We start from the raw sequence: 20,145 nt of genomic DNA on the forward strand, positions 1-20,145 counted from the left end.
AGAGCGATCCCTCAATCGGAATCGCTCTGGCATGTAAGCAGCCGAGAATTAAAGATGTTTGTTTACAAGCTCTTGCAGCGCTTCTTTCGGTTTGAAGCCGACAGAAGTTTCAACTACTTCTCCGTCTTTTAACACAAGAAGTGTCGGGATGCTCATAACGCCGTATTTTCCGGCTGTTTCTTGGTTTTCGTCCACGTCGATTTTTACGATTTTCAGTTTGTCTCCCATTTCTTGATCTAGTTCTTCAAGAACAGGTGCAATCATTTTACAAGGTCCGCACCAAGGAGCCCAGAAGTCAGCCAGTACGACGCCTTCGCTTGTTTCAGCTGAGAAAGATTGATCAGTTGCTTTTACGATAGCCATTATTGAATTCCTCCAATTGTGAAATGATGATTTTTAGTATAGCATCTCCCATTCGTTCACGCTATTTTAATGCTTACAAATTATTTTTTCCTGATCACAATCGGTTTACTCATGTTTATCTGGATTGAATGGGTTATGTCACTTTGCATTAAAACACGAATCTGATAATGGCCCCAATGACTACAATCGCCCCGATGATCATTAGAATGGTACGAAGCATAGAATAACATCTCCTCTTCACTGTCATGTACCTTTACCATGCCCTGGCGGAGCTGTTTTAAAACATGAAAAAGAGCGCCGGCATGAAGCTCCGGCGCTCTCACGCGATTAAGAATCAGCACGCAGCGTGAGTAAGACGACTGACATTGGCGGGAGTTTTACTTTCAGTTTGTTTTTGTTGAGCGTGTATTGGCTGAAAGATTCCGGTTTGACGTGATGAGGATCGTCAAACGTGTTATGCGCATTCATTTTGTCAGCCGTCAGAATGACTCCGGAATGGTCCGCTGTCTTGTGAATGCCTCTCAACTCGATCTCAGCCTCCGCTTTGTTTTGGTGATCAATGTTGCAGATCGTGATATTGATATCGCCTTCTGCATGTTTCGAGGCTGAAATACTGATTTGCGGCAGCGTTTCACCCTTCCATTCATAGTCAGCAGACGTTGTTTCAGTGTTTAAAAGAGAAGCGTCCTGGTGTACCTTAAACATATCAAATACATGGTACGTCGGTGTCAAAAGCATCCGCTCTCCCTCAGTCAAAATCATCGCTTGAAGAACGTTTACTGTTTGGGCGATGTTGGTCATTTGCACTCGGCGGCAATGCTGATGGAAAATGTGGAAATGAGAAGCCGCCACCAGTGCATCACGAATGGTGTTTTGCTGATACAGGAAACCAGGGTTCGTGCCTGGCTCAGGATCAAACCACGTGCCCCATTCATCAATAATCAGCCCGACCCGCTGCTCCGGATCGTACCGGTCCATAATCGTGCCGTGTTTTTGAATCAATTCATCGATGTATTTGGCTTTTTTCATCGTAATGAACCATTCGTCCTCCGTGAATTCTGTGGCTGATCCTTTGCCTTTCCAGAAATCACCCGGAATCGTGTAATAATGAAGACTCAATCCGTCCATCAGGCCAGCGGCTTTTTTCATGAGCACGTCCGTCCAATGAAAATCGTCCACATTTGCGCCGCCTGCAATTTTGTATAGTTCATTCCCGCTGTAATTGCGGACATAGGTTTGAAAACGCCGGTATAGATCTGCGTAGTATTCAGGATGCATGTTGCCGCCGCAGCCCCAGTTTTCATTGCCTACGCCGAAATATTTCAGCTTCCAAGGCTCCTCTCTTCCGTTTTGTTTTCTCCAGTCTGACATCGGCGTGCCTTCTTCAAACGTCATATACTCGATCCATTCCGCCATTTCCTGAACCGTTCCGCTTCCGACATTGCCGCAAATATAAGGCTCGCATTCAAGCAGCTCGCAAAGCATCATAAATTCATGCGTTCCGAATTCATTTGATTCAATTGTACCGCCCCAGTGCGTGTTAAGCATCGTCTTACGGTCACCGACACCGTTTGCCCAATGGTATTCGTCTGCAAAACACCCTCCCGGCCACCTGAGGACAGGAATATTCAGCTGTTTGAGCGCTTCCAGCACATCCTTTCGTATTCCGTTTATGTTGGGAATGTTCGAGTCCGTTCCGACCCAAATGCCCTCATAAATCCCTCTTCCTAAATGTTCCGCAAAATGACCGTATATATTTTTGTTAATGGTTCCTTTTACAATATCTGTTTGGATCACTGCTTGATGTTCAGACATGCATGATCATTCCTTTCATACGAATATGAAAAGCACCACAGTCAAATATGTGATCTGTCTTTTGCCTGAGGAGTCAGCATGAATGTAAGCGCTTTTAAAGTAACCATATTATATATGTTCGTACATGTCAACGACATTTTTTCTAAAATTTATATTTGTACGTATGTATTCAAATATATAAAAACCCCGAACTTCAGCAGTCCGGGGTTTTCTTTACGAGTGTATATTTAATTGCTTGAATTCCTCAGTTAATAACGGGACAACTTCAAATAAATCGCCTATGATGCCGTAATCCGCTATTTTAAAGATATCCGCTTCAGGGTCTTTATTGATGGCGACTATCACCTTGCTGTTTGACATGCCGGCCAAATGCTGGATGGCGCCGGAAATGCCGCAGGCAATGTACAAATCCGGGGTAACGACTTTCCCGGTCTGCCCGATTTGGAGAGCGTAATCGCAATAATCAGCGTCACACGCCCCGCGAGATGCCCCGACTGCGGCCCCCAGCACCTCGGCAAGCTCTTGCAGCGGCTGAAATCCTTCCTTGCTTTTGACTCCGCGGCCGCCTGCAACGATAATTTTGGCTTCGGAGAGATCAACGCCGTCCGCTGTTTTTTTCACGACCTCTTGAATAACGGTGCGGAGGTCAGTAAGAGAAACATCAACGCTTTCGATATTCCCCGACCTGCTGGCGTCTTTTTCTGAAGCTTGAATATTATTAGGGCGAATCGTTGCAAAAATCAGCGGATCGGTTGAAATGACGCGTTCAAATGCTTTCCCCGAGTAAATCGGCCGCGTGAACACGACATTCTCTCCGGTAACGCTTACATCTGTAGCATCTGAAATTAAGCCTGTTTGCAGCCGGGCCGCGAGCTTCGGTGAAAGGTCTTTGCCCATGGCCGTGTGCCCGCATATGACTGAATCGGGTTTTTCTTGGTCAATAATGGCCCTCATGACCTGGCTGTATCCGTCTGCCGTGTATGCTTTCAGCTTCGGATCCTCAGCTGTGAGAACTTTATCGGCTCCGTAATGGATAAGCTCTTGTGCAAGGCTTTGTACATTTTCTCCGATGAGAACACCGATGACTTCTCCATCGCCTGAAATGGTTCTTCCTGCAGCTAATGCTTCAAAGGTGACATTCCGCAATTCTCCATCGCGTATTTCTCCGAGTACGATCACTTTTTTTCCCATTCTAACATCCCCCTGTTTCTTTGAATGTCCAAGCTTTAAATGACTTTAGCTTCGCTGCGGAGCAATGAGACGAGCTCTTTTGCCTGTTCGGCAGGCTCACCTTGGAGAAGCTTCCCGGCTTCTTTTTTCGGCGGCAGAAAACGTTCAATGGTTTTCATCTTAGGTTCGGCATCCTCTTCGTCCAGATCAAGATCATCAAGTTCTAGTTCTTCAAGCGGTTTTTTCTTGGCCTTCATAATTCCCGGAAGCGATGGATAGCGCGGTTCGTTTAAGCCCTGCTGAGCTGTGACAAGCAATGGGAGTGTCGTTTTGATTTTTTCAACATCCCCTTCGACGTCCCTTTCTGCTTCTGCATCAGTGCCGCTGATTTCGAGTTTGGTGATCGTTGTGATGCACGGAATGTCCAGTAGCTCGGCAAGCCGAGGCGCTACTTGTCCTGAACCTCCGTCAATGGCAACATTTCCGCCGAGAATCAAATCAAACTCCTGATCCTTCATATAGTGGTATAAAACTTGAGAAATGGAATATTGGTCGGGCTCTTCGAGATCATCTTCTATGTTGATTAAAACGGCTTGGTCACATCCCATGGCAAGCGCAGTGCGCAGTTCCTTCTCCGCTTCTTCGCCGCCGACAGTGACGGCGGTGATCGTGCCGCCGTGCTTTTCCTTTAGCTGGATGGATTCTTCTATCGCGTACTCATCGTATGGATTAATAATCCATTCCGCTCCGTCATCCTGAATCTTTCCTGCTTCAATGACGATTTTTTCTTCTGTGTCAAACGTCCGTTTCATCAGTACAAATAGATTCATGATCATATCCCCTTTTATTCGCCTTTGAACTGAGGCTTTCTTTTTTCGAGAAATGCCTGGATGCCTTCTTTGGCGTCCTCTGACTCAAATGCTTCTCCAAATCGTTTTGCTTCAAGCTTTAAGCTGCCTTCATAGGAATACACCTTATTGGAATAAAGAAGCTCAAGTAGAGATGCCAGCGTTTGCGGGCTTTTTTCTGCAAACTTAGCGGCAAGTGCTTTTGCTTTTTCAAGCACTTCTCCTTCATCTTTTGCTCCAAGTGACACAAGTCCGAGATCAAGCGCTTCTTTTCCGGATATCGGTTCTCCTGATCCGATGAGCTCTAGTGCTTTGGCTGTACCGACATATCTCGGAAGACGCTGTGTTCCCGCAAAACCCGGTATAATACCGAGGTTAAGTTCCGGAAGCCCCAGCTTGGCGTCTTCTGCCGCAATTCTGATATGACAAGCCATCGCAAGCTCCAGCCCGCCTCCAAGAGCAGCACCGTGAATCGCCGCGATAATCGGTTTTGGGAAGCCTTCAATTCTTTCCATCAGCTGCTGGCCGCGCTCAGCCAGCAGTGAGGAATCTTCATTGCCTTTAAGCGATGTAAATTCTTTAATATCAGCCCCGGCTGAGAAAAATCTTCCCTCACCGTGAATGATAATGCTTCGTACGCCTGCATCTGTCTCACATTGATCAAGACAGGAGGACAGCTCTTCTAATATCCGGGTGGAAAGCGCATTTGCCGGCGGATTGTGAATCGTCAAGACTGCCACAAATTGATCAACCGCAAGTGAAATTGCATTCATAGGACAGAACCCCTTTACTTATTGTGAATTCCGGACACCAACAATTCTAAAACGCTGTCTGACAAGGCAGCGAGATCGTACTTTTGGTCATTCATAACCCAAGTTGTCACGGTTTCGTCAATCGTTCCAAAAATCATCTGCCGGGCGAGGCGGACATCGAGGCCTTCTTTTAACTCGCCTGATTGTATGCCTTCCATCAAAATACTATCCAAAATATTTAAGTAGCCTTTTAATATTTCATTGATTTTCTGGCGCAGCTCCAAGTTTGACTGGCGGAGCTCAAGCTGAGTGACAATCGCGAGATTATGATCATCCGCTAAAAGGGAAAAATGCTTTGAAATCACAAGCGCCAGTTTCTCTTTCGCTGTTGTCTTTTCTTTTATGTCCTCTTCCATCCGCTCAATAAATTGGCCCATTTTTTCTTTGAAAAGAGAAATTAAAATGTCTTCTTTGTTTTTGAAATAGAGGTAGATGGTGCCGTCCGCCACTCCGGCTTGTTTGGCAATTTTGGATACCTGTGACTGGTGGTAGCCGTTTTCCGCAATGACTTCTACTGCTGCATCAATAATCTGCATATACTTTGGCCGTTTTTGCTTCAATGTTCATCGTTCCTTCCTATAGAAATGAATGACTATTCATTCATAATTTCATGATAAAAAGGATTTTCGGCTTTGTCAAGTTTATTCGCAGGTATTCTCTTTTTCTTATGTCATTTGTCATTTGTTATTTGACATGATGATTTTCGGCTTCTTCAAGTAAACGCCTTCTTAAAATTTTTCCGACTGCCGTTTTCGGCAGCTCTTTTCTGAACTCATAGGCTTTCGGCACCTTGTAGGGAGCGAGGCGGGATCTCGCGAAAGTGTCCAGTTCTTCTGCATCAGCTTTTGCGCCTTTCTTTAACACGACAAATGCTTTTACTGTTTCTCCTCTATAGGAATCAGGCACACCGGCAACCACAATTTCCTGGATGGCTTCATGTTCATAAAGCGCTTCTTCTACTTCACGCGGGTAAATATTGTAGCCGCCGGCAATGATGATGTCCTTCTTCCTGTCGGCAATATAGAAAAAGCCCTCTTCATCCATATAGCCCATGTCTCCGGTGAACAGCCAGCCGTCTCTCAGTACAGCGGCAGTTTCCTCCGGTTTGTTCCAATATCCTTTCATGACTTGCGGACCTTTTACAATGATTTCTCCATGCTCATATGGAGCAGCATGCTTACCCATCTCTTCCGAATAGATCGCGGCGTCAGTACTCGGCCAAGGACAGCCAATACTGCCTGGCTTGTTTTTCCCCCAGATAAAATTGGCATGTGTCACTGGGGATGCCTCAGACAAGCCGTAGCCTTCCACAAGCTTTCCGCCAGTCACCTTTTCAAATTTCTGCTTTACCTCCACAGGCAGTGCGGCTGATCCGCTAAGACAGCTTTTAATGGATGACAGATCATAATGCTGCAATTCGGGGTGATGCAAAAGGCCAATGTAAATTGTCGGTGCGCCCGGAAAGAGCGTCGGTTTTTGTTTGTCGATGATTTTGAGCGTTTCGAGCGGATCAAACTTAGGAAGAAGAATCATTTCGAAGCCTAGTTTAATCGAATAATTCATCACTGCCGTCAGTCCGTAGACATGAAAAAACGGGACGATGCCAAGCACTTTTTCAGCCCCTTCCTTCACATCGTACATCCAAGCGGAGCACATTTCAGTATTGGCCAAAATATTTTGGTGCGTGAGCATGACTCCTTTTGGAGCCCCCGTTGTTCCTCCGGTATATTGGAGGACAGCGATATCATGTTCAGGATCGATCTTCGGGATTGTCAGGAGCTCAGTTTTTTCCTCCTTCATGCTGGAAGCGAACATGTGAATGTGATCTTTTCTGTCAAAGTCGATGTGCACTTTTTGTTTTTGCGTCAGCGGGTAAAGAATATTCTTCGGAAAAGGCAAATAATCTTTTACGCTGGTGATCAAAATCTGATCTACAATTGATAACGTTTTCATTTTTATTGCCTTTGGGAAAAGCAAATCTAAGGTGATGATCACGCTTGCCTCAGCATCTCTCAGCTGGTATTCAAGCTCGTGCTCGGTATAGAGCGGATTCGTCTGCACCACGATGCCACCGGCAAACAAAACGCCATAATAAGAAATCACTGCTTGCGGGCAATTGGGCAGCATGACAGCCACTCTGTCTCCTTTTTGCAGGCCGTTGCCCTGCAAAAAAGCTGCGAGTTTAAGAGCATCCGTCAGAATGTCATGAAAGGTGAGTTTTTTTCCATAAAAAGATATTGCGGTTTTGTCAGGAAATCGTGCGGCGGAGTCTGTCAGGATGGATTGCAGGGTTTTGTTCGGCAATGGAAGCTCATGCGGGATATCGTCGGGATACTCGGCAAGCCACGGCTTTTGAGACTGCATAAAACCTCCCCTTTCGGTTTTAGAGTTCCACCCTATCATTATAGCAGATGGACGGCAAAAAAAAGAAAAAGAAAGGTAAATCTTTCTTTTTCTCATAATACGAACAGATATATAAGACCAATTAACAAAAAGATTCCCGCCGCGGCGAGCAGTACTTTTGCAAGCTTTTCCATCTATTCTCCGTCCCCTTATATTCCGGCTGCCACCACAAATGAAAGCCCGACAGAAATGACAAATGAAATAAAGCCGACAGCCCGGTTATCATTTTCGATTTCCTTATCAATTTTAAACCGCGGAGTCAAAAACTCAAAAATAAAGTAGCTTAGAAGAAGCATAACAAATCCGTAAACGCCCCAGCCGATCATTTGCAGCAGAGAATTGTGCTGGGAGATGGAATGCTGAAATACGTTTGCAATTCCTAAAATTTTTCCGCCGGTTGCCATTGCCACCGCAAGATTTCCTTTTTGAATCTCTTCCCAGTTTTTATAAGCCGTCACCAGCTCAAACACAGTCAAAAAGAGGACGAGGCAGAGAACCGCGACACTGTAATACGCCGCGATTTCCACAAGCTCGTTTTCCCAAAAATCACTCATGGCCATACTCCCTTTTATTTTAGTTCAACAACCGTAACGCCTGATCCTCCCTCACCTGCTTCACCGAAACGGGAGCTTTTGACGCTGCGGTGGTTTTTCAGAAGATCCTGCACGCCTTTTCTTAAAGCGCCGGTTCCTTTTCCGTGGATGATTGACACTCTTGGATATCCGGCTAACACTGCATCGTCCAAGTATTTTTCAACACGGCTTAGGGCATTTTCATAGCGTTCGCCGCGAAGATCAAGTTCAAGCGATACGTGATAATCCTTTCCCTTGACCGCCGTAATGATTTTTTCTTTTTTTGGTTCCGGAGCAGATTTGATAAACTCCAGGTCTTTTTCTTTAACTTTCATTTTTAATATGCCGATTTGAACATTCCACTCATTGCCGCCGGTTTTTTCAAGCAGTGTTCCTTTTTGCCCGAAGGTGAGGACTTTCACCTCATCACCTGGCTTGAAGTCACGTTTTTGCGTTTTCGTTTTTTCCGGTTTTTTGGACTTTTCAAAAGTAGGAACTGCGCCTTCTAACCGTTTCTTCGCGTTGATCAGTTCGTGATCCTTGAAGGATTTGTGTTCTTCTTTTATTGAGCGCAATTCATGAATAATGTCTTCGGCTTCTTTCATTGCCGCTTTTACTTTATCAGCCGCTTGCTGTTCAGCCTCCTCGAGCATTTTGTCTTTTTTGCTGTTGAGCTCGATGATTTGCTGCTGCAGCTCTTTATGCAGTTTTTCTGCTTCTTTTCTGATTGATTCTGTCTCAGAAAGCTCTTCTTCCGCACGTTTTTTGCTTTGTTCCAGCGACGCAATCATCGTATCGACTTCGTTATGCTCGGCCGTCATTTCTGACTTCGCCTGCCCGATGATATGGTCCGGGAGCCCAAGGCGTTTTGAAATTTCGAAGGCGTTGCTTCGTCCCGGCACACCAATTAAAAGTTTATAGGTCGGCGACAGCGTTTCGATGTCAAATTCCACACTGGCATTCATGACGCCTTCTCTGTTATAGCCGTACGCCTTCAATTCCGGATAATGCGTCGTGGCCAACACTCTTGCATGAGTGCGGTGCACTTCATCCAAGATGCTCATAGCGAGGGCCGCCCCTTCTTGCGGGTCTGTCCCTGCGCCCAGCTCATCGAAGAGCACTAGGCTGTTTTCATTGACCTGTTCTAAAATGCCGACAATGTTCACCATATGGGATGAGAACGTACTTAAGCTTTGCTCAATCGACTGTTCATCGCCGATATCAGCGAATACATGTTCAAATACCGCGGCTTCTGATCCTTCATCTGCCGGAATATGAAGACCGGATTGCGCCATCAAGGTTAACAGGCCTAACGTTTTAAGGGTGACTGTTTTCCCCCCGGTGTTTGGCCCTGTAATGACAATGGTTGAAAAGTCGCCGCCAAGCTCGATGTCATTGGCAACCACCTGATCAGGCGGAAGCAATGGATGGCGGGCTTTTTTCAAACGGACAAAGCCGTTGTCGTTCATGATCGGTTTTGTCGCTTTAACCGCTTTTGCGTATCTTGCTTTTGCAAAAATAAAGTCAAGCGTCTGCAGTACGTGCAAATCTTGAAAGAGCTCTTCTGTGTGCTCCGCCGTTTGCTCTGTCAGCACGCGCAAAATCCGTTCAATTTCTTGTTTTTCTTTCACTTTCGCCTGCTGAAGCGAGTTGTTCATATCTACAATTGCCTGTGGTTCAATGAACAGTGTCGCGCCTGAGGAAGAAGTGTCGTGCACAATTCCTCCGTAGCTTGATCTGTACTCTTGTTTGACTGGAATCACAAAGCGGTCATTCCGAATCGTAACGATCGTATCAGACAGCATTTTTGAAGCGGAAGAGGAGCGCAGCATTGACTCTAACCGGTCTCTGATTCTCGATTCAAGTGTTCTGAGCTGTGTGCGGATTCCTCTCAATGTTTCCGACGCGTGATCAAGCACTTCTCCGTGATCATCAATGCAGGAATTAATGTCCCGCTCTAAATCGGACAGCGTGATAAGCTGTTCAGCATGCTGTTGGATCAGCGGAATGTCGACGCCATCTTCAGCCATTTGGCTGATAAAATGTTTCATTTGTTTAACTGCATATAGCAGTCCTGAGATTTCAGTGAATTCTGAGGGACTGAGAACGCTGCCGATTTCCGCCCGTCTTAACGCTCCTCTGATATCAGTAAGGCCGCCAAATGGCGCCTGGCCTCTCAGCCTGATAATGGCAGAAGCTTCGTCTACTTCATCCAGCTGTTTTTTGATTTCGTCTATAGAAGAAGAAGGCTTAAGCTCGAGAAGCATTTCTTTTCCGAGCGATGAAGCGGCATGCTCAATAACCTGTTCTTTCACTTTATGAAATTCAAGAGCTGATAATACTTTTTGCTGCACGATTGTGTGAGCCTCCTTACTTAATCGTTGCGCTTCAGGAATGCCTCTACGTCTTCAAGTGACCGGGCATTCAGAACGTTTTTCGTTTCCGTCCATCCTTTGCGCGCGGCAGTAACGCCGGTTTTCATATCGTCTAACATCTCAATATTATGGGCATCGGTATTAATCACCAATGTAACCCCTTGTTCGTTTGCTTTGATTAAATGTTCTGTGCGCAGATCGAGACGCGCAGGGTTGGCGTTGAGTTCCAGCGCCGTATTTGTTTTCTTCGCAAGCTCAATCAGCTTATCAATATCAATTTCGTAACCGGCCCGTCTGCCGATCAGGCGTCCGGTCGGATGTGCGATAATGTCAACATGCTTGTTGGTCAGTGCCGTCTCAAGCCGTTTCATAATGACGTGTTCCGGCTGATTAAAGCTGGAATGAATCGATGCAATGACGATATCCATTTCCGCCAGCACGTCGTCATCATAATCAAGCGTGCCATCAGGCAGGATATCCATCTCGACACCTTTCAAAATACGGAAATTCTCAAATTCACCATTGAGCGCGTCAATTTCTTTTGCCTGCTGTTTGAGCCTTTCTGCAGTCAGCCCGTTGGCGACCTTTAAATATTGCGAGTGATCGGTGATCGCCATATATTGATAGCCTTTATTCATGCATGCTTCAGCCATCTCTCTGATCGAAAACGCACCATCGCTCCACGTTGAGTGCATGTGGAGATCTCCTTTGATTTGCCCGGGCTCTATCAGTTCAATGCTGTCGCTGTATGTTTCCACTTCTTGCCCGCTTTCACGGAGCTCCGGCGGAATCAGCGGCAGGCCGAAGTGCGCATAAAATTCACGTTCACTCGGGAATGTTTTGATGTCTCCGGTTTCAACTGTCTCGACGCCGTATTCACTGATCCGCTCGCCGCGTTCTTTCGCGATTTGGCGCATCTTAATATTGTGATCCTTTGATCCCGTAAAATGATGAAGTGTTGTCGGAAACTGCTCTTCCGTCACAAGACGGAAATCGACGCTCGTTTCATATTCAAAGGAAAGGATGACAGATACCTTCGTATCTCCGCTCGCGATCACGCTTTTGATATTTGGCAGAGCAAGAAGCTGCTCTCTTACTTCAGCCGGGTGATCTGTGGCAATGATATAATCCAGATCCTTCACCGTTTCCCGCGCTCTGCGGAGACTTCCGGCACGAGAAAATTTGATGATATCCGTAAATTGAGAAAGGTGCTCTTCAATGTCCCGGGCGATCCGAAGGGCGTAGCCGATCGGGAACCGTTCAGGCTGTTTTCCGGCTTCTCCGAGCGCCTGTAATATTTTTTCTTCTGATTTTTTGCCGAAGCCCGCAAGACCTTGTACCTTTTGCTGTTCACAGGCTTCCTTCAGGGATTCTGCATCATGTACGCCGAGCTCTTTATACAGCTTTGCGATTTTTTTGCCGCCAAGCCCTGGCAGCTTCAATAAAGGCACGAGCCCTTCCGGCACTTCTTTCTGCAGCGATTCGAGCGTGCTTGACTTTCCTTCATCTATATACTCTTTAATGACGCTGTACGTTCCTTTTCCAATTCCGGACAGCGACATCATATCGTCCATTTCTGATAAGCTGCGGTCGTCCTGTTCCAGGGCTGCCGCTGCTTTTCGGAAGGCAGATACTTTAAACGGGTTGTCCCCTTTGAGTTCCATGTAGACTGCAATGGTTTCAAGCAGCCGGATAATGTCTTTTTTATGCATACAATAACCCCCAGACGTTCACATATGTTTCCATCATACTCGAAAAAAACTTCTCCGGACAAGAGAAGTTTTTTATGCCCCGTACTGTGTCCACAGCTCTTCTAAAAGCCCTGACAAATACGGTGTATGGTTAATGATCACATTTGCGAGAGACGATTGCCCCATCATTTGCTGCAAAGCATCTACCGGAAGCACGGATGCGACATACAGCAGCACAAATGTAAATAAATAGACTTCTAGAAAACCGAGAACGGCGCCCAGCACCTGGTTGATTTGTTTGATCACCGGAATGCCGGCGACAATACTCAGGAATGAGCCGATGATTCTCAGTAAGATTTTAGCGATGATAAATAAAACGATAAACGCAATCGCATTATAATAGGCTGCTTCCAAATTTCCCGTAAAAAAAGAAAGAGCCGGCTGTCCCGCTGAAAAGTCGGGTGCGGGAATCCACTTTAAATGCGGCGCCACATTTTTATAGAATAAAGCCGCAAAGGCGATCGATAAAATAAAGCTCGTTAAGCGGATAAACTGCAGGATAAAACCGCGTTTTAACCCCAGTAAAGTCCCCATCAGGAGCAAGATTAAGATGATGATATCTAGCATAGTTGTTCAATCCTTTTCTTTAAGCTGACGCTCCAGTTTCTCATATTTCTCTTGTAATTTAACATAATCGTGCACCACATTTACCGCTGTCAGCACTGCAAGTTTATTTATATCAAGGTATGGATTTTTTTCATTGATTTCTCTCATTTTATCATCAACAATTCCGGCGACATACCTCATATGGGCTTTGCTTTCTTCACCGACAATCGTGAAGTGCTGGCCGTAAATGTCAACGGTTGTTTTTGTTTTTTTGCCGTCAGACAACGTTTCTCCTCCATTCCGCGAGAATCCTAGTTCTTATCATAACACGTTTATTAAATGAATGGAAAGACGAGCCTCCCGCTGTTATGATACACTGGTATATACAGCGAAAAGTGTAAAAAAAGGAGATTATTACGTGTCCCATTCTGTGATAAAAGTATCGTTGTCTGCTATTGACCAAATGAAAACGACGTACAGCGGTTCGCTTACTGCCTCTGTTCCGCAGGGAGCCGTTTTTCAGGCGAAACCGCCAGGCTGTACCATTACAGCATATAAATCCGGCAAGGTCTTGTTTCAAGGCAAAAACGCAGCGGCAGAATCCGCGCGCTGGGGAACAGCAGAGCCGCAGGAAAAGAAGAAAACGGCCAAAAAGCCGGCTGACCCCCGTTATGCCCCTCCGGCAGATATCGCCGGCATGTCTGTTATCGGCTCTGACGAGGTCGGAACCGGAGATTACTTTGGCCCGATGACGGTTGTATGCGCGTACGTCGACAAAACAATGCTTCCTTTAATGAAGGAACTCGGTGTTAAGGATTCTAAAGACTTAAAGGATCCGCAAATCATTGAGATTGCACGAAACCTGATCAAAACCATTCCATACAGCCTGTTGGTTTTAAAGAATGAAAAGTACAACAGCATGCAGGAAAAAGGCATGAGCCAAGGGAAAATGAAAGCTTTGCTGCACAATCAAGCCATAACCCATTTGTTAAGAAAAATGGATGGGGTAAAGCCTGAGGCCATTTTGATTGACCAATTCGCTGAGCCAGGCGTCTACTTCAATCATTTAAGGGGCAGAGACATTGTGAGGGAGCGGACCTATTTCAGCACAAAGGCTGAAGGCATTCACTTGTCAGTCGCCGCTGCTTCAATCATTGCAAGATATTCGTTTTTAATGGAAATGGATAAACTGTCGCGTGAGGCAGGAATGACACTTCCGAAAGGGGCCGGCCCGCACGTGGATGAAGCGGCAGCCAAGCTGATCCTCAAAAAAGGGGCATCTGCTCTCAGAACCTTTACAAAACTCCATTTTGCCAATACACAGAAAGCACAGCGCCTTGCCGATAAAAAACGCTCATAGAAAAAAGCTTGCAGAGAAATCTGCAAGCTTTTTTTATTAGCCTCTCAAAACAGCCTGATATGTGTCTTCTAACGCTTTCAGCACTTTGCTGTGCGCCTTTGTCACTTCTTCTTCAGTCAGTGTTTGTTCAGGGTTGACATATTGAAGTGAGAAAGCGACTGACTTTTTGCCTTCCTCCATATGCTCGCCTTCGTATACGTCAAAGACGGATACTTCTTTCAGAAGCTGGCCGCCAGCCTCTTTAATGACGCTCTCGAGCTGGCCGCTTGTGACGGATTTATCTGTTACAAGCGCGATATCACGTGTCACAGACGGATATTTTGGAATCGCCGTGTAAACAAGCGGCGCTGTATTCCCTGCGAGCAGTGCATGAAGATCAAGCTCAAACACGTATGTCTCTTTTATATCCAGTTCTTTTTCTAATGAAGGATGGACTTGGCCGATGAAGCCGATAAGAGAACCATTCAATAGAATGTTCGCTGTTCTGCCCGGGTGCAGCTGTTTGCGTTCAGATTGAACAAATTCAATGCTGTCGAGGACGTTCAGTTTGTCTAACAGCCCCTCCACAATTCCTTTGGCGACAAAGAAATCAACCGGTTTTTTCTCGCCCTGCCACAGCTGCTTGCGCCATAATCCGGTAACAGCTCCTGCCACGCGTTCTGTTTCAACAGGTTTTGTGTCCTCTTCCTTCGTCAGGAAAACGGAGCCGACTTCGTACAGTGCGACTGAGTCCGCCTGTCTCGCCAGATTGTAAGAAACGGACTCAAGCAGATTAGGAACAAGACTGTGTCTGAGAATGCTTCTTTCTTCACTCATTGGAAGCGCAAGCACAGTGTTCAGTGATTTTTCAATCGCAAACGCTGCCGCTTTCTTTTCGTTTGTCAGTGAGTAAGTGATAGCTTGTGACAAGCCTGCGCCTTCAAGAAAACGTCTGACCTTACGGCGCTTTGCCTGATATGGCGTTAATCCGCCTGTTGTTCCTGCTGTCTCAGGAAGCGTGGACGGAATGTTATCGTAGCCGTACAATCTTGCCGCTTCTTCAATTAAATCCTCTTCGATTGTAATGTCACCGCGGCGTGATGGTACGGTCACAACGAGAAGGTCATTCGCTTCACCGACAGTAAAACCGAGACGCTTGTAAATGCTGATGAGTTCTTCTTTGCTGATTGTCATGCCGAGAACGCTGCTCACTTTGTCAGCAGATACATGAATGTTATTTGCTTCGATTGTCAGGTGATCTTCCTCAACCGTTCCAGTGAGCACTTCACCGCCGGCATACAGATGGATCAGCTGTGCAGCCCGTTCTGCTGCAAGACGTACGCGGGCTGGATCAATGCCTTTTTCAAATCTTACGCTTGATTCACTTCTCAAACCAAGGTCTTTGGAAGCCTTGCGAACTGTCTGTCCATTGAAATACGCAGCCTCCAGCAAAATCGTTTTCGTATCTTCCTGAACTTCTGACTCTGCTCCTCCCATGACACCGGCAACGGCTTGCGCTTTCGTTCCGTTCGTAATGACAAGGTGATCGGCAGAAAGCTTTCGTTCTTGATCATCAAGGGTTACGATCGTTTCATTTTCAGCTGCTTTTCTTACTACAACTTCCTTGGAGCCGAATCTGTCATAATCAAACGCGTGAAGCGGCTGTCCGTATTCCAGCAGGACAAAGTTTGTGATGTCGACGACGTTGTTGTGCGGGCGAATGCCTGCATTCATCAGCTTCGTCTGCATCCAAAGCGGTGACGGAGCAATCGTGACGTTTTTAATGATTTTTGCAGTGTATAGCGGGTTCGCTTCTTGATCTTCGACTTTGACAGCGATGTAATCAGACGCTTGTTCTGAAGCAGCCGGATAATCCGTTTTCGGAAGTTTTACCTCTGTATCTAAAATCGCTGCAACCTCGTAAGCAACACCAAGCATGTTCATGGCATCCGCGCGGTTTGGCGTTAAACCAAGCTCAAGAATCGCATCGTCAAGCTGTAAAGCCGCTAAGGCATCCCTTCCTGTTTCAGCGTCATTCGGGAATACGAAAATGCCTTCCGCATACTCTTTCGCCACAAGCTTGCTTTCAATGCCAAGCTCCTGTAAAGAACAGATCATGCCGTTAGATTCTTCACCGCGAAGCTTTGCTTTTTTGATTTTGAAATTGCCCGGAAGCACTGCTCCGACTGTTGCAACTGCGACTTTTTGCCCTTTTTCCACATTCGGCGCGCCGCAAATGATTTGTACAGGTGCATCCGCTCCGATATCCACAAGGCACTTATTCAGCTTATCAGCATTCGGATGCTGCTCGCGCTCCAGCACGTGGCCGATGACAACGCCTTTGATGCCTTCCCCTTTGTATTCAATTCCTTCAACTTCGATACCGGCTCTTGTAATTTTCTCAGCAAGAACAGCCGGGTCCATGCCTTTTATATCAACATAATCCTCTAACCATTTATAAGAAACAAACATCCTAGCATCCTCCTCTTACGCCTGTTTAAACTGCGAAATAAATCTGACATCATTTGTATAGAAGTGGCGGATATCATCAATGCCGTATTTCAGCATCGCGATGCGCTCAACACCCATTCCGAATGCGAAGCCCTGATATTCCTTCGGATCAAAGCCTGCCATTCTCAGCACGTTTGGGTGAACCATGCCAGCACCGAGGATTTCGATCCAGCCTGTTCCTTTACATACTGAACAGCCGTTTCCTCCGCACTTAAAGCATGTTACGTCTACTTCTACTGAAGGCTCAGTAAACGGGAAGAAGCTTGGGCGGAGTCTGATTTCACGGTCTTGCCCGAACATTTTTTTCGCAACGAGTTCAAGCGTTCCTTTTAAATCACTCATGCTGATGTTTTTATCAACGACAAGCCCTTCAATTTGCATAAATTGGTGTGAGTGCGTCGCATCATCGTTATCGCGGCGGTATACTTTACCTGGACAAATGATTTTCACCGGCCCTTTGCCTTCATGCTTTTCCATCGTCCGTGTTTGCACAGGAGAAGTTTGCGTTCTCATCAAAGTTTCCTCTGTGATGTAAAAGCTGTCCTGCATATCGCGCGCAGGGTGTTCTTTCGGCAGGTTGAGTGATTCGAAGTTGTAGTAATCCGTTTCAACCTCAGGTCCTTCCTCGACTGTGTAGCCCATACCGATAAATAAATCCTCAATTTCTTCAATGACAACAGTGAGCGGATGGCGGCCTCCGACTGCGACAGGGTTCCCAGGCAGCGTGACGTCGATTGTCTGTCCAGCAAGCTTCTGCTTCATTTCCTCTTCCTCAAGCTTCTCGTTTTTGACAGCAATTGCATTGGCGATACGCTCTCTTACTTCATTCGCGAGCGCGCCCATTTTCGGACGTTCCTCAGCAGAAAGTTTGCCCATTCCACGCAGCACTTCTGTAATCGGCCCTTTTTTTCCGAGATATTGCACCCGAATATCATTGACAATCTTTAATGAGCTTGCCGCTTCTACTTGTTCTAAAGCTTCTTGTTCCAGCTGTTTTAGCTTTTCTTCCATTTTGCATCCTCCTTTTATGTAAACAAACCGTCATATGTCTTTGGAAAATAAAAAAAACCCGCCCCTTATACAAGGGACGAGTTGTGGCCGCGGTACCACCCTTATTTCAGACAGACTAATGCTGTCGTCAGCTTCATTGACATAACGGAATCAGATTCCGGTTCACCTTTACGCGCAGTGTACGCGGTCCCGGCGACAACTCAAGAGGTGAAGCCAATTTCCGGCTGCGTTAAAAATGCTCTCAGTCAGCGGCATTTTCTCCCTGGAAAGCAGTTGATCAGAAATTGAGGTCCTCTGTCACGGTTTTTGAAATATTATGTTCTATTATAGAGAAATCCACCGCTTGGCGCAACACTATCCTCGCAAGTGATACACGAGGATGGCAGCCGCAATGGCAACGTTCAGTGATTCCGCCTGTCCGTAAAGCGGCACATACAGGTTCAAGTCCGTTTTTTCCAGCAAGGCGGCATCCACCCCTGCCCCTTCATTTCCTACAATAAGCCCAAAGGATTCAGCCTGGGACATGTCCCGGTAAGGCGCCCCGTTTTGCAGCGCCGTGCCGTACACTTTTACGCCCTCTGCCTTCAATTCATCCACATAAGTATGCAGGTTTCTTCTCACCACAGGAATATGAAAGTGTGATCCTTGCGCAGATCGCAGTGTTTTTCCGTTATAAGCGTCCGCCGTGCCGTCACCGAGCACAACCGCATCTAAACCGGCCGCATCAGCCGTCCGAATCATCGTGCCGAGATTCCCCGGATCTTGAACAGCGTCAATCAGCAGCACCCGCTGAGGCGACGCCAGTTTTTCTTCAGGCATATGGCACACAGCGGCGATCTGCTGCGGCGTTTCGGTTTCAGTAACAGCTGAAAAAGCATCCTCACTCAGCACGTAGCACTGGATGCTCACATCAAGATCTGACGGAATTTTCGTTTCATCCTTTACAAGGATTTCTTTCACCATGCCCGGGCTCTTCAACGCCTCTTCAACAAGATGTTCTCCCTCTATCAGAAATGTATTCGTTTTTGTTCGTTCTTTTTTCGTGTGAAGCTTTTTCCAATCCTTCACTTTTTGGTTTTTTGCCGATTCTATTTGTTTCACTGTCTGTGTGGCTCTCCTTTTTTTAACATGATGTTATTATATCGCAAGATCAGCACATAATAAACCAGGTGCAGGGTTAGAATATACGTATTACATTTTAGGAAAAGGAGCGTTTTACATGGATCTTAATTTACGTCATGCCGTCATAGCCAATGTAACCGGCAATAATCAGGAACAGCTTGAGCATACAATCGTGGATGCGATTCAAAGCGGTGAAGAAAAAATGCTTCCAGGGCTCGGCGTTTTATTCGAGGTTATCTGGCAGCACGCATCCGAAAGTGAGAAAAACGAAATGCTAAAAACGCTTGAAGGCGGATTAAAACCCGCCCAATAAGACTCATGAAACCGGGTGACAGCGCCCGGTTTTTTTCTTATATAATAGAAACATGATGAGGAGGAACGCCATGTTTTTACAGCCGTTATTAGCGAAAAAAATCATTGCTGAAGTCAAAAAAATGTACGAACGTGAAGTCATTATTGTGAACACAGACGGCCTTATTATGGCAAGCACAAATGATGAGCGGGTCGGACAATTTCATGAAGGAGCGCTCATCTGCGCAAAAGAGAAACGCAACGTCATTATTACAAAAGAAGATGAAAAGAGACTAAAAGGAGTGAAAGCAGGTCTGAATCTCCCTGTATTTTCTGACCGTGATGTGATCGCCGTCTTCGGGCTCACAGGTGAGCCTGCTGAGATTCAGCCTTACGGGGAGCTGCTTCGGAAAATGACAGAGCTGTTCATTAAGGAATCGTGGCATTTAGAGCAGTCCCAATGGCGTGAGAGAATGCTGGAGTCCTTTATGATCGATTGGCTGCAATTAAAAGAGTGGTCTCCCGGTTTTCTTGAGAAAGCCCAGCTTCTCGGTGTTGACCTTTCCTCCCGGCGCCAAATGATTCTCATTCAAGGATATGAGTGGTCACCTCATGATATTAAGCAAATGACACATATCTGGAAATCTGCGTACCCTTCGGATTTGTTCATCAGGTGGGGAAATGAACGGATTCTGATTAATCACGAAGTGCCAAAGCATGAACAAAGGGATCGGCTTTTGCGGGAGCTCCTTCATATTTGTTCGTTTGCTCATACCGCAAATAGCCGATTTGCGGCAGCTGGTGCCGGAAGGCCTGTGGCAAGCTCCAGCCTGACGGACTCATACGAGCAAGCGGAAAAAGCGCTGGCTGTCAGCCTTAAGCGAAAAACGCCCATCTTCGAAGAGGATCTGAAGCTTGATATGTGCCTGACTGAGATCAGCCCGGGTACCCGAAATGAATTTCCGCAAAGAGTATTCCGGGAGGCGCTTCAGCATCAGGAGCTTATGTATACCATACGGACTTTCTTTCATCACGATTTGTCTTTGAAACAAACCGCTAAAGACATGCATATTCACATCAATACATTGCGTTATCGCCTGTCTAAGGCTGAACAGCTGACGGGTTTGCGTTTTGACTGCACAGAGGATATTGTCACGATGTATGTTGCACTCTATTTTTTAGATCAAGATACAAAATAAAGAGAGTTTCAGTTTCA

At 46.2% G+C, this 20,145-nt stretch carries 19 protein-coding genes; 4 read left to right on the forward strand and 15 right to left on the reverse strand.

All coding sequences use genetic code 11. The features are described 5' to 3' along the window. Positions 1 to 48: 48 nt before the first annotated feature. The 12 genes from trxA to zapA form a co-directional block, all read right to left on the reverse strand. Positions 49 to 363 (reverse strand): thioredoxin, encoded by a 315-nt coding sequence (gene trxA / locus AC0C66_RS06915; protein ID WP_003222500.1) that lies wholly within the window; start codon positions 361 to 363, stop codon positions 49 to 51. A 327-nt stretch (positions 364 to 690) separates the two neighbouring features. Beyond that, on the reverse strand, positions 691 to 2,178 hold the full coding sequence (gene abfB / locus AC0C66_RS06920; protein ID WP_014114700.1) for an alpha-L-arabinofuranosidase AbfB: 1,488 nt from the start codon (positions 2,176 to 2,178) through the stop codon (positions 691 to 693). A gap of 213 nt (positions 2,179 to 2,391) precedes the next feature. Continuing rightward, entirely contained in the window at positions 2,392 to 3,369 is a 978-nt protein-coding gene (etfA, locus tag AC0C66_RS06925; RefSeq protein ID WP_061186721.1) for an electron transfer flavoprotein subunit alpha, read from the reverse strand. A 35-nt stretch (positions 3,370 to 3,404) separates the two neighbouring features. Beyond that, on the reverse strand, positions 3,405 to 4,178 hold the full coding sequence (gene etfB / locus AC0C66_RS06930; RefSeq protein WP_090558195.1) for an electron transfer flavoprotein subunit beta: 774 nt from the start codon (positions 4,176 to 4,178) through the stop codon (positions 3,405 to 3,407). Between the two features lie 14 nt (positions 4,179 to 4,192). Further along, positions 4,193 to 4,969: an enoyl-CoA hydratase gene (locus AC0C66_RS06935; RefSeq protein ID WP_072182850.1), complete on the reverse strand. Its 777-nt coding sequence runs from the start codon at positions 4,967 to 4,969 to the stop codon at positions 4,193 to 4,195. A gap of 14 nt (positions 4,970 to 4,983) precedes the next feature. Further along, positions 4,984 to 5,568, reverse strand: a complete 585-nt coding sequence (gene fadR / locus AC0C66_RS06940) for a fatty acid metabolism transcriptional regulator FadR (RefSeq protein WP_003222489.1) — start codon at positions 5,566 to 5,568, stop codon at positions 4,984 to 4,986. A gap of 124 nt (positions 5,569 to 5,692) precedes the next feature. After that, positions 5,693 to 7,372 carry a long-chain-fatty-acid--CoA ligase LcfA gene (gene lcfA / locus AC0C66_RS06945; protein WP_072182848.1) on the reverse strand — a complete coding sequence of 560 codons (1,680 nt, stop codon included), beginning with the start codon at positions 7,370 to 7,372 and terminating at the stop codon, positions 5,693 to 5,695. A gap of 188 nt (positions 7,373 to 7,560) precedes the next feature. After that, complete coding sequence (locus tag AC0C66_RS06950) at positions 7,561 to 7,965, reverse strand: DUF350 domain-containing protein (RefSeq protein WP_003222485.1); 405 nt, start codon at positions 7,963 to 7,965, stop codon at positions 7,561 to 7,563. 14 nt (positions 7,966 to 7,979) lie between these two features. Then, positions 7,980 to 10,337: an endonuclease MutS2 gene (locus tag AC0C66_RS06955; protein WP_072182847.1), complete on the reverse strand. Its 2,358-nt coding sequence runs from the start codon at positions 10,335 to 10,337 to the stop codon at positions 7,980 to 7,982. A gap of 20 nt (positions 10,338 to 10,357) precedes the next feature. Continuing rightward, complete coding sequence (gene polX / locus AC0C66_RS06960; RefSeq protein WP_014114705.1) at positions 10,358 to 12,070, reverse strand: DNA polymerase/3'-5' exonuclease PolX; 1,713 nt, start codon at positions 12,068 to 12,070, stop codon at positions 10,358 to 10,360. 72 nt (positions 12,071 to 12,142) lie between these two features. Continuing rightward, positions 12,143 to 12,676, reverse strand: a complete 534-nt coding sequence (locus AC0C66_RS06965; RefSeq protein WP_003222477.1) for a CvpA family protein — start codon at positions 12,674 to 12,676, stop codon at positions 12,143 to 12,145. A 6-nt stretch (positions 12,677 to 12,682) separates the two neighbouring features. Beyond that, a complete protein-coding gene (gene zapA / locus AC0C66_RS06970) occupies positions 12,683 to 12,940 on the reverse strand; it encodes a cell division protein ZapA (protein ID WP_003237682.1) in 258 nt (85 codons plus the stop codon). Between the two features lie 133 nt (positions 12,941 to 13,073). On the opposite strand from zapA, the gene rnhC reads away from it, so the two are divergent. Further along, the gene (gene rnhC, locus AC0C66_RS06975) at positions 13,074 to 14,015 is read left to right on the forward strand and encodes a ribonuclease HIII (protein WP_061186725.1); all 942 of its coding nucleotides are present in this window, start codon (positions 13,074 to 13,076) and stop codon (positions 14,013 to 14,015) included. 36 nt (positions 14,016 to 14,051) lie between these two features. Here the strand turns inward: rnhC and pheT are convergent, their stop codons facing one another. Further along, a complete protein-coding gene (pheT, locus tag AC0C66_RS06980; protein WP_472973515.1) occupies positions 14,052 to 16,466 on the reverse strand; it encodes a phenylalanine--tRNA ligase subunit beta in 2,415 nt (804 codons plus the stop codon). A 15-nt stretch (positions 16,467 to 16,481) separates the two neighbouring features. After that, positions 16,482 to 17,516 carry a phenylalanine--tRNA ligase subunit alpha gene (gene pheS, locus AC0C66_RS06985; protein ID WP_014114709.1) on the reverse strand — a complete coding sequence of 345 codons (1,035 nt, stop codon included), beginning with the start codon at positions 17,514 to 17,516 and terminating at the stop codon, positions 16,482 to 16,484. A gap of 81 nt (positions 17,517 to 17,597) precedes the next feature. Between pheS and AC0C66_RS06990 the strand changes: the two genes are divergently transcribed. Continuing rightward, positions 17,598 to 17,804, forward strand: a complete 207-nt coding sequence (locus AC0C66_RS06990) for a hypothetical protein (protein WP_072182844.1) — start codon at positions 17,598 to 17,600, stop codon at positions 17,802 to 17,804. A gap of 66 nt (positions 17,805 to 17,870) precedes the next feature. Here the strand turns inward: AC0C66_RS06990 and AC0C66_RS06995 are convergent, their stop codons facing one another. Further along, positions 17,871 to 18,617 (reverse strand): TrmH family RNA methyltransferase, encoded by a 747-nt coding sequence (locus AC0C66_RS06995; RefSeq protein ID WP_088679397.1) that lies wholly within the window; start codon positions 18,615 to 18,617, stop codon positions 17,871 to 17,873. 118 nt (positions 18,618 to 18,735) lie between these two features. Between AC0C66_RS06995 and sspI the strand changes: the two genes are divergently transcribed. Then, entirely contained in the window at positions 18,736 to 18,951 is a 216-nt protein-coding gene (gene sspI, locus AC0C66_RS07000) for a small acid-soluble spore protein SspI (RefSeq protein ID WP_003222464.1), read from the forward strand. Positions 18,952 to 19,021: 70 nt separating this feature from the next. After that, positions 19,022 to 20,128, forward strand: a complete 1,107-nt coding sequence (locus AC0C66_RS07005; RefSeq protein ID WP_072182842.1) for a CdaR family transcriptional regulator — start codon at positions 19,022 to 19,024, stop codon at positions 20,126 to 20,128. Positions 20,129 to 20,145: the final 17 nt, after the last annotated feature.

This window comes from Bacillus sp. VA13 (genome assembly GCF_055710085.1).